Consider the following 9,587-nt stretch of genomic DNA (forward strand, 5'->3'; position numbering starts at 1 on the left):
CCCACCCCCTGAGCCCGCACCCGCGCGGGAAGCGCCCCGTACCAGAGAGGTCAGCCATGAGGACCATCGGCCACTTCATCGACAACAGGGCCGCCGAGGGCACCTCGGGCCGGTTCGGGCCGGTGTGGGATCCGGCGACCGGCGAACAGCCCGCCCGGGTCGCGCTGGCCTCGGCCGCCGACGTGGACCGGGCGGTGGCGTCGGCCGCCGCGGCGGCGCGGACGTGGTCGCGGGTGTCGCTCGCCCGGCGCACCTCCCTCCTCTTCCGCTACCGCGAGCTGCTGCTCGCCCACCGCGACGACCTGGCCGCGCTGATCACCGCCGAGCACGGCAAGGTCCACGGCGACGCGCTGGGCGAGGTGGCGCGCGGCATGGAGATCGTCGAACTCGCCTGCGCCATCCCGGAGAAGCTCAAGGGCGAACTGTCCACGGAGGTCTCCACGGGGGTCGACGTGGCCTCGATCCGGCAGCCGCTCGGCGTGGTCGCGGGCATCACCCCGTTCAACTTCCCCGCCATGGTGCCGCTGTGGATGTTCCCCGTGGCCATCGCCTGCGGGAACGCGTTCGTGCTCAAGCCCAGCGAGAAGGACCCCTCGGCGGCGCTGCGCCTGGCGGAGCTGGCGGCGGAGGCGGGCTTCCCCGAGGGCGTGCTGAACGTGGTCAACGGCGACCGCGAGGCCGTGGAGCGGCTGCTGGCCCACCCGGACGTGGCGGCGGTCAGCTTCGTCGGCTCGACGCCGGTGGCGCGGGCGATCCAGCGGGGCGCGGTGGCGCACCACAAGCGCGTTCAGGCGCTCGGCGGCGCGAAGAACCACATGCTGGTGCTGCCGGACGCCGACCTGGACGTGGCCGCCGACAACGCGATCAGCGCCGCCTACGGCTCCGCGGGCGAGCGGTGCATGGCCGTCTCGGTGGTGGTGGCCGTCGGCGAGGAGACGGGTGACGCGCTGGTGGACCGGCTGGCGAAGCGGGCGGCGGCGGTGCGCGTCGGGCCGGGCACCGACCCCGCCTCCGAGATGGGCCCGCTGATCACGGCCGAGCACCGCAACGCCGTGGCCGGGCACGTGCGCTCCGCCCGCGAGGAGGGCGCCGAGGTTCGCGTGGACGGCACGGGGTACACGGTGGCGGGCCACGAGGGCGGCTTCTTCCTCGGCGTCTCGCTGCTCGACCGGGTGACGCCGGAGATGGCCGCCTACCGGGAGGAGATCTTCGGCCCGGTGCTCTGCGTGGTGCGCGCCGGGTCGTACGAGGAGGCGGTGGAGCTGATCAACGCCTCGCCGTGGGGCAACGGTTCGGCGATCTTCACCAGGGACGGGGGCGCCGCTCGGCGCTTCCAGCTGGAGGTGGAGGCCGGGATGGTCGGGGTCAACGTGCCGATCCCGGTGCCGGTGGGGTACCACTCCTTCGGCGGCTGGAAGGACTCGCTCTTCGGCGACCACCACGTCTACGGCAACGACGGAGCCCGTTTCTACACGCGCGGCAAGGTGATCACCACGCGCTGGCCCGACCCGGCCGACAGGGGCGTCGACCTGGGCTTTCCGCGCAACGACTGACGCGGGCAGGAAGGTGCGGGAAGCATGGCGGACCGAGCGGTCTGGTCCTACAAGGAGATAGCCGGGCACCTCCGGGTGCAGCCGGACACCGTGCGCTCCTACCGCAAGCCCGGGCTGCTGCCGCGGCCCGACCTGGAGGAGGGGGGCCGTCCCTACTGGTATCCGGACACGATCAGGGAGTGGGCGGCTCGCCGCCCGGGGCGTCGCGGGCGCACGAGCTGAGGGCGCGGGAGCGGAACGGGCGGCGCCGGGGCACGGAGCGGGCGACGGGCAGCGACGCGGCGCCGGGGGCGGCGGCGGGGCGACCCGAGCCGCCGCGCCTGCTGAGGAGTTGGGCCACGGCGGCCACCACGAGCGAGACGCCGGTGCCGAGGGTGAGGGCGGCCCACGTGCTGTCCAGGGCGGAGCCGCCCCAGTAGCCGAGGGCCACGGAGTAGGAGGCCCAGACGACCTCGGCGATGCCGGCGCCCAGGAGGTAACGGCGGGGGCCGTAGCGGACGATGGCCGCGGTCAGGCCGCCGATCAGCCGCCCGCTGGGGACGAACCGCACGCCGATCACGAACGGCAGTCCGCTGGTGTGCATCCGGTCGCCGGTCCAGGCGAGCGCGGCCTTGCGCCGGGCGGTGCGGGAGAGCCAGCCGACGGCCCGGCCGCTGGCCATCCGGCCGACGCCGTAGACCGCCGCGTCACCGGCGAGGGCGCTGCCCGCGACGACGAGCAGGACGAGAACGAGGCTCAGTTCGCCCCGCTCGGCGAGGGCGCCCGCCGAGGCGATCAGTGCCGCGTTCGGCACCAGGGGCGGAGCGGTGGTCAGGGCGAGCAGGGCGTACATCCACAGTGCGCCGTCCATGCCGTATCCATTTCGTCTCCGCGGGGTTGTCCCCCGTGGCGGGGCCAACCTGTCAGTCCAACCTGACACGTTGGTGGTGCAACCGGAAAGTGCCTCAGGAGCATTCCCGGGAACCGCCCGGGTCTCCCCTAGGGGCGTCCCGGACTCGGTGACCTCATACCCCCATGGGGTATGCTGGGGTCAGAAGTCGGCCACCGAGAAGGCCGGAGCGAGAAGGCCAGAGGAAGCGAGGCACAGTCATGAGCACGATCACGTACCAGGTCACCGGCATGACCTGCGGGCACTGCGAGGGCGCGGTCACGACCGAGGTCGGGGCGATCCCGGGCGTCACGGAGGTCACGGCCGCCGCGTCCACGGGACTGGTCACCGTCACCGCGGAGGCTGCGCCGGACGACGAGGCGATCCGCGCGGCCGTGGACGAGGCGGGCTACGAACTGGTCGGCCGCGCCCGGTAGCACCCGGCCGGGGACGGCACCGCCCCGGGGAACGGAAAAGCGCCCCGCCGGCGGGTCCCCCCACAGGGCCCGGCGCGGGGCGCTTCCTGCCGTCCGTTCGAAGCGTCCCCCCACGGGACCCCGGCCGGACGGCCGTTGGCGTGGATCCAGCCGAATCCGCGCCAACTACGACCGGTTAGACCCACGGGATCATCAAAGGTTGCACACGTCGTGGTGTGATCTGCGTCACACCGTCCCGCGCTGCTCCACCGGCACCCAGTCGCGCTCGACCACGCCCGTGTAGACCTGCCGCGGACGGCCGATCCTGGTGGTCGGGTCGGTGATCATCTCGTGCCACTGGGCGATCCAGCCCGGAAGCCGCCCGATCGCGAACAGCACCGTGAACATGCTGGCCGGGAAGCCCATGGCCCGGTAGATGAGGCCGGTGTAGAAGTCCACGTTCGGGTAGAGGTTGCGCGAGACGAAGTAGTCGTCGCTCAGCGCGTGCTCCTCCAGGCGCAGGGCGATGTCCAGCAGCTCGTCGGACTTGCCGAGCGCGGAGAGCACGTCGTGGGCCGCCGCCTTGATGATCTTCGCCCGGGGGTCGAAGCTCTTGTAGACGCGGTGCCCGAAGCCCATGAGCCGGACGCCCTGCTCCTTGTTCTTCACACGGCGGATGAACGAGTCGACGTCGCCGCCCTCGCGCTGGATGCCCTCCAGCATCTCCAGCACCGCCGCGTTGGCGCCGCCGTGCAGCGGGCCCCAGAGCGCGTTGATGCCGGCGGAGATGGAGACGAAGAGGTTCGCCTGCGAGGAGCCGACGATCCTGACCGTGGAGGCCGAACAGTTCTGCTCGTGGTCCGCGTGCAGGATCAGCAGCTTGTCCAGGGCGCTGGCGACCACCGGGTCCACGTCGTACTCGGCGGCGGGCACCGAGAACGTCATCCGCAGGAAGTTCTCCACGTAGCCCAGGTCGTTGCGCGGGTAGACGATGGGGTGCCCCATCGCCTTCTTGTACGCGTACGCGGCGATCGTGGGGAGCTTGGCGAGCAGACGGATGGTGGAGATGTGCCGCTGGCGCTCGTCGAACGGGTTGTGGCTGTCCTGGTAGAACGTGGACAGCGCGCTGACCACGGAGGTCAGCATGGCCATCGGGTGGGCGTCCGTCGGGAAGCCGTCGAAGAAGCGTTTGACGTCCTCGTGCAGCAGGGTGTGCTGCGAGATCTCGTTGCGGAAACCGGCCAGCTCGTCCACGGTGGGGAGTTCGCCGTTGATGAGCAGGTACGCCGTCTCCAGGAACGAGCCGCGCTCGGCGAGCTGCTCGATGGGGTAACCCCGGTAGCGGAGAATGCCCTTCTCGCCGTCGAGGTAGGTGATGGCGGAGGTGCAGGACGCCGTGTTGCCGTAGCCGGAGTCCATGGTGACCAGGCCGGTCTGGGCCCGCAGCTTGCCGATGTCAAAGCCCTGATCGCCGACCGTGCTGTTGACCAGCGGATAGCGGTACTCGTCGTCGCCGTAACGCACGACCACCGCGTCGTCTGCGTTGTTGTCTGCGCTGTCGCCGTAGCGGTTTTCGCTCACGTCATCCCTCACCGACGGTTGTGCCTCTTCTTCGAGGTGCCCTGACTCCCCCCACTGTCCCCCATCTGGCGCCCCAATGTGCACTCGGGGTCGGCCATTGGGCCAAATTCTGGCACCGCGTGCCGCCCTTTTCGGGCATCAGGGAGCTATCGCCCCGGCGAGGCGGGCGTCGAGCGCGGTGCAGCGGCGACCCGCCGACACGTTCCGCACGGCCTGACCCAGCGCCCTGCGGGAGCCGACCAGGACCACCAGCCGCTTCGCACGCGTCACGGCCGTATACAGAAGGTTGCGCTGGAGCATCATCCAGGCACTCGTCGTGACCGGGACGACCACGCACGGGTACTCGCTGCCCTGCGAGCGGTGGATGGTGACGGCGTAGGCGTGGGCCAGCTCGTCCAGCTCCGCGAACTCGTACGGGACCTCCTCGTCCTCGTCGGTCCGCACGGTGAGCTTCTGATCGTCGAGGTCGAGACTCGTCACGACGCCGACCGTTCCGTTAAAGACGCCGTTCGCTCCCTTGTCGTAGTTGTTTCTGATCTGAGTGACTTTGTCCCCCACCCGGAAGACCCTGCCGCCGAAGCGCTTCTCGGCGAGCCCCGGCGCGGCGGGCGTGACGGCCTGCTGGAGCAGTCCGTTGAGCACTCCGGCACCCGCCGGGCCCCGGTGCATCGGGGTCAGCACCTGAACGTCCCGGCGCGGATCGAGCCCGAATCTGGCCGGAACCCGCCGCGCCGCCACGTCCACCGTGAGCCTCCCCGCCTCCTCGGTGTCGTCCTCCACAAAGAGAAAGAAGTCCGACATCCCCGAAGTCACCGGCGGGACACCGGAGTTGATGCGGTGGGCATTGGTCACCACGCCGGACTGCTGCGCCTGCCTGAAGATCTTCGTCAGCCGCACCGCGGGCACCGGGCCGCCCGGCGCCAGCAGGTCGCGCAGCACCTCGCCCGCGCCGACCGAGGGCAGCTGGTCCACGTCCCCCACCAGCAGCAGATGCGCCCCCGGCGCCACGGCCTTGACCAGCTTGTTCGCCAGGAGGAGGTCCAGCATGGACGCCTCGTCCACCACCACCAGGTCCGCGTCCAGCGGCCGGTCCCTGTCGTAGGCGGCGTCCCCGCCCGGCTTGAGCTCCAGCAGCCGGTGCACGGTGGACGCCTCGGCCCCGGTCAGCTCCGCCAGGCGCTTGGCGGCGCGGCCCGTCGGCGCGGCCAGGACGACCTTCGCCCGCTTTGCGCGGGCCAGCTCCACCACCGAGCGCACCGTGAACGACTTGCCGCAGCCCGGCCCCCCGGTGAGCACCGCCACCCTCTCGGTCAGCGCCAGGCGCACGGCCTGCTCCTGCTCCTCGGCCAGCGCCGCGCCGGTGCGCTCGGCGAGCCAGGCCAACGCCTTCTCCCAGTCCACGTCGGCGAACGCGGCGAGCCGGTCCTCGGGCGCGCCCAGCAGCCGCCGCACCTGCCCGGCCAGCGACAGCTCCGCCCGGTGGAACGGCACCAGATAGACCGCCGTCACCCGCTCCCCCGAGCCTTCGGCGGCCTCGGGGTCGGGCACGCGCTCGCGCACCACGCCCTCCGGCTCCCCGGCCAGCTCGCCCAGGCAGTCGATGACCAGCCCCGTGTCCACCTGGAGCAGCTTGACCGCGTCCGAGATCAGCCGCTCCTCGGGCAGATAGCAGTGCCCCTGGTCGGTGGCCTGGGACAGCGCGTACTGGAGCCCGGCCTTGACCCGCTCCGGGCTGTCGTGCGGGATGCCCACGGCCCTGGCGATGCGGTCGGCCGTCAGGAAGCCGATGCCCCACACGTCGGCGGCCAGCCGGTAGGGCTGGTTCTTCACGACGGAGATCGAGGCGTCGCCGTACTTCTTGTAGATGCGCACGGCGATGGAGGTGGAGACCTCCACGCCCTGGAGGAAGACCATCACCTCCTTGATGGCCTTCTGCTCCTCCCAGGCGGAGGCGATGAGCGCCGTCCGCTTGGGGCCGAGTCCCGGCACGGCGACGAGCTTCTTCGGGTCCTCCTCGATGACGTCCAGCGTCTGGACTCCGAAGTGGTCCACGATGCGCTCGGCGGTCTTGGGGCCGATGCCCTTGATCAGCCCCGAGCCCAGATAGCGGCGGATCCCCTGGACCGTGGCGGGCAGCACGGTCGTGTAGTTCTCCACGGTGAACTGGCGGCCGTACTGCGGGTGCGAGCCCCAGCGGCCCTCCATCCGCAGCGACTCCCCCACCTGCGCGCCGAGCAGGGCCCCGACGACCGTCAGCAGGTCGCCCCCGCCGCGCCCGGTGTCGACGCGGGCGACGGTGTAGCCGTTCTCCTCGTTGGCGTAGGTGATGCGCTCGAGGACCCCTTCGAGCACGGCGAGTTGCGTCATGATCCGACCGTAGCTCCCGGGACGGACAGCGCGGGCGGCCCACCGGCGGCCCGTTACCGAAGGGCCCGCCCCCCGCGGGCCCTTCGCTCCCCTCCTCGACCCGTTGAGACATGCGACGCACCGCGATGGTTGCACCACGGGGCGCATTCTCCGGCGTGCATATGACACCGCACCCCGGCGTACGCGCCGAGGGCACCTGCCTCCGTCATATACGGGGGAATGCGCGACATATGCCCATGTGCTGTCAGGTGTGCGCGGTTTCCCGGCGTCTTCTCCCAGGGCCGCATCGGCAGCAGGAGGCGTGCGATGCACACATCGGATGCAGCGAACACAGACGTCGATGCCATCGATGCCATCGATGACGTCGACGACATCGACGACGGGAGCCGCCGAGACGCCCTGGCGGGTGTCGCGCTCCCCCTGGACGATCCGCGCGCCAGGCGCGCGGAGCTGACCGGCGGCAAGGCCGCCTCGCTCGCACGGGCCGCCGGGGCGCGGCTGCCGGTGCTCCCCGGGTTCGTGGTGCTGCCGCCGGGCACCGGCCTCCGGGGCGTCCCCCTGCGGGAGGCGTGGCGGGAGCTGAGCGGCGACGGGGCCACGCCGCTGGTGGTGCGTTCCTCCTCGGCCGCCGAGGACACGGAGGAGTCCTCGATGGCGGGCCGTTTCGCCTCGGTCCTCGACGTGCGCGGCTGGGAGGCGTTCACCGAGGCGCTGCGCACGGTGCGCGCCTCGGGCGACGGCGTGACGATGGCGGTGCTCGTCCAGCCGCTGGTCCGCTCCCGCGCGGGCGGCGTGCTGTTCGGCGCCGACCCGGTCGGCGGCCGGGCGGACCGGATGCTGGTGAGCGCGGTGCGCGGCGGCCCCGACCTGCTGGTGGGCGGCGCCGAGCAGGGCACGGACATCCGCCTCACCCGGCGCGGCAGGCCGCTGGGGGCGCACGCCGGGGACACGCCGCCGCTCTCGCCCTCCCAACTGCGCCGCCTCGCGGAGCTCGCGCGCCGGGCGCGGCGGCTGTTCGGGGCGCCGCAGGACATCGAGTTCGGCTTCGACGAGGCCGCCGGGCGGCTCTGGCTCTTCCAGTCCCGCCCGATCACCGCCATGGCGGCCCCGCCGCCCAGGCGCCGCGCCAGGCTGCTGGGCCCCGGGCCCGTGGCCGAGACGCTGCCGGGCGTGCTGTGGCCGCTGGAGGAGGACCTGTGGGTGGTGCCGATGGCCCACGGCCTGGCCACCGCCCTCGACCTCGCGGGGGCCGCGCCCCGCCGGGCCCTCCGGTCGGTGCCCGTGGTGACGACGGTGGGCGGCCGGGCGGTCGCCGACCTGGCGCTTCTGGGGCTGGCCGGGCCGCGCCACCCCCGGCTCGCCCCGCTCAACCCGGCGCCGCCCGCGCGCCGGCTGCTGGCGGCCTGGCGCGTGGGGCGGCTGCGCGCCGTGCTCCCGCGGCTGGCGGCGGGGCTCCAGGCGGAGGTGGACAAGGAGCTGAGCGAGGCCCCACACCCCGCCGACCTGAGCCAGGGCCGCCTGATCGCGGCGCTCACCTGGACCCGCTCGGCCCTGCTGGCCCTCCACGCCCAGGAGTCCCTGGCCGGGGCGCTGCTGCCCCGGGACGGGCGCGGCAGCGGAGCGAGCGCGGCCCTGGCCGCCCTGCACCACGGGCGGGCCGAGGGGCTGACCGGCGATCTCGAACTGGCCGCCGCGCGACCCGAGGTGCTGGCGCTGGTGGCGCCGAGCCTGACCGAGCCGCTGCGGCTGCCCGCCCAGGGCGTCGCGGGGTCGGGGCCGGGCACCGGGGTGCTGTCGCCCAGGGAGGCGCTGCGGCTGCGGGTGCGGTGGGTGCAGGAGCTCCAGGTGGCGCTGGTCCGCGAGGTGGCGGCGCGGCGCGGCGACATCCGCGGGATCGCGCTGCTGCGCTGGCCCGAGCTGATCGCCGTCGCCGGTGGCGCGCCGCTGCCCCCCGGGCTCGACGCGCGCCGCGCCCCGGACGAGGGGCCGCCGCTGCCCGACGCGTTCCGGCTGGCCCCGAACGGCCGGGTCGTCGCCGAACGGGACACCTCGCCCGGCGCCGCGCGCGGTGCCTCGGGCGGCCGGGTCGTGGGCACAGTGTGGGACGGAACGGGCGAGCCGCCGCCGGACGCGGTGCTGGTGGTCCGCACGCTGGACCCGGCGCTCGCGCCGCTGCTGCCGCGGCTCACCGGCCTGGTCGCCCAGACCGGCAGCCCGCTCTCCCATCTGGCGGTGCTGGCCAGGGAGTTGCGGCTCGCCGTGGTGACGGGCGCCGCCGACGCGGTGACGCGCTTCCCGCCGGGGACCCGGCTGCTGGTGGACGGCGCGACGGGGGAGGTGCGGCCATGAGGACCGCGCGCCTGGCCGCGTACCTCTTCGGCGGCGGCGCCGCCCTGGGCGCCGCGGTCTACCTGGTGGTGTACCTCTACCGCTGGCAGTGGCAGCGGACCCTGATCTGCGGCGTGCTGCTGCTGGTCGTGGAGGTGCTGCTGCTCGGCCTGGCCGTGCTGGACCGGGTGGGGCGCCTGGAGCAGCGCATCAAGGAGGGGGACCGGAGGCAGGAGGAGATCCTGGCACAGCTGCGGTCGGCCGAACGGTCCGAGCGGGCGGAACGGGCGCCGCGCACGGCCCGTTTCGTCTGGCTCGACCCACGCGGGGAGCGGACGTTCGTCTTCGTTCCGGTCCTCATGGTCACCGGTGTGGCGCTCTCCGGGCTGGCCTGGGTGGTGGAACGGGTCGCCCGCGCCACCGTCCGCCCCGGCGCCCGCCGGCGCCTGGCCGGGCGCCTCGCGCCCCTGGCCC

General features: G+C 73.4%; 7 protein-coding genes and 1 pseudogene. 5 read left to right on the top strand and 3 right to left on the bottom strand.

Annotated features, from left to right (window positions below; genetic code table 11):
• Positions 1 to 56: 56 nt before the first annotated feature.
• Together ADY01_RS27280 and ADY01_RS37485 are read left to right on the top strand one after the other, a co-directional pair.
• Positions 57 to 1,553, top strand: coding sequence for a CoA-acylating methylmalonate-semialdehyde dehydrogenase (locus ADY01_RS27280; RefSeq protein ID WP_049578832.1), 1,497 nt, complete (start codon positions 57 to 59; stop codon positions 1,551 to 1,553).
• Positions 1,554 to 1,577: 24 nt separating this feature from the next.
• The gene (locus ADY01_RS37485; protein ID WP_049578834.1) at positions 1,578 to 1,775 is read left to right on the top strand and encodes a MerR family transcriptional regulator; all 198 of its coding nucleotides are present in this window, start codon (positions 1,578 to 1,580) and stop codon (positions 1,773 to 1,775) included.
• Here ADY01_RS37485 and ADY01_RS38485 read toward each other — a convergent pair.
• Complete coding sequence (locus ADY01_RS38485; RefSeq protein ID WP_053171259.1) at positions 1,726 to 2,403, bottom strand: DedA family protein; 678 nt, start codon at positions 2,401 to 2,403, stop codon at positions 1,726 to 1,728. The two genes, ADY01_RS37485 and ADY01_RS38485, sit on opposite strands and share 50 nt — an antisense overlap.
• A gap of 164 nt (positions 2,404 to 2,567) precedes the next feature.
• On the opposite strand from ADY01_RS38485, the gene ADY01_RS27295 reads away from it, so the two are divergent.
• On the top strand, positions 2,568 to 2,858 hold the full coding sequence (locus ADY01_RS27295) for a heavy-metal-associated domain-containing protein (protein ID WP_420715745.1): 291 nt from the start codon (positions 2,568 to 2,570) through the stop codon (positions 2,856 to 2,858).
• 225 nt (positions 2,859 to 3,083) lie between these two features.
• Here the strand turns inward: ADY01_RS27295 and ADY01_RS27300 are convergent, their stop codons facing one another.
• The gene (locus ADY01_RS27300; protein WP_049578838.1) at positions 3,084 to 4,418 is read right to left on the bottom strand and encodes a citrate synthase; all 1,335 of its coding nucleotides are present in this window, start codon (positions 4,416 to 4,418) and stop codon (positions 3,084 to 3,086) included.
• Positions 4,419 to 4,556: 138 nt separating this feature from the next.
• Positions 4,557 to 6,785: an ATP-dependent RecD-like DNA helicase gene (locus tag ADY01_RS27305; RefSeq protein ID WP_049578840.1), complete on the bottom strand. Its 2,229-nt coding sequence runs from the start codon at positions 6,783 to 6,785 to the stop codon at positions 4,557 to 4,559.
• Positions 6,786 to 7,091: 306 nt separating this feature from the next.
• On the opposite strand from ADY01_RS27305, the gene ADY01_RS27310 reads away from it, so the two are divergent.
• Together ADY01_RS27310 and ADY01_RS27315 are read left to right on the top strand one after the other, a co-directional pair.
• A complete protein-coding gene (locus ADY01_RS27310; protein WP_053171262.1) occupies positions 7,092 to 9,134 on the top strand; it encodes a PEP/pyruvate-binding domain-containing protein in 2,043 nt (680 codons plus the stop codon).
• Positions 9,131 to 9,587, top strand: a pseudogene (locus ADY01_RS27315) (hypothetical protein); the annotation flags it as partial. The gene ADY01_RS27310 and the pseudogene ADY01_RS27315, both read left to right, overlap by 4 nt.

Source organism: Streptomyces sp. SBT349, from assembly GCF_001083795.1.
Classification (GTDB): domain Bacteria; phylum Actinomycetota; class Actinomycetes; order Streptomycetales; family Streptomycetaceae; genus Streptomyces.

What these genes read in the sequence shown, in the direction of transcription:
- ADY01_RS27280 (WP_049578832.1), top strand. Translation starts at nt 57, where the DNA reads ATGAGGACCATCGGCCACTTCATCGACAACAGGGCCGCCGAGGGCACC.
- ADY01_RS37485 (WP_049578834.1), top strand. Translation starts at nt 1,578, where the DNA reads ATGGCGGACCGAGCGGTCTGGTCCTACAAGGAGATAGCCGGGCACCTC.
- ADY01_RS38485 (WP_053171259.1), bottom strand. Translation starts at nt 2,403, where the DNA reads ATGGACGGCGCACTGTGGATGTACGCCCTGCTCGCCCTGACCACCGCT.
- ADY01_RS27295 (WP_420715745.1), top strand. Translation starts at nt 2,568, where the DNA reads ATGGGGTATGCTGGGGTCAGAAGTCGGCCACCGAGAAGGCCGGAGCGA.
- ADY01_RS27305 (WP_049578840.1), bottom strand. Translation starts at nt 6,785, where the DNA reads ATGACGCAACTCGCCGTGCTCGAAGGGGTCCTCGAGCGCATCACCTAC.
- ADY01_RS27310 (WP_053171262.1), top strand. Translation starts at nt 7,092, where the DNA reads ATGCACACATCGGATGCAGCGAACACAGACGTCGATGCCATCGATGCC.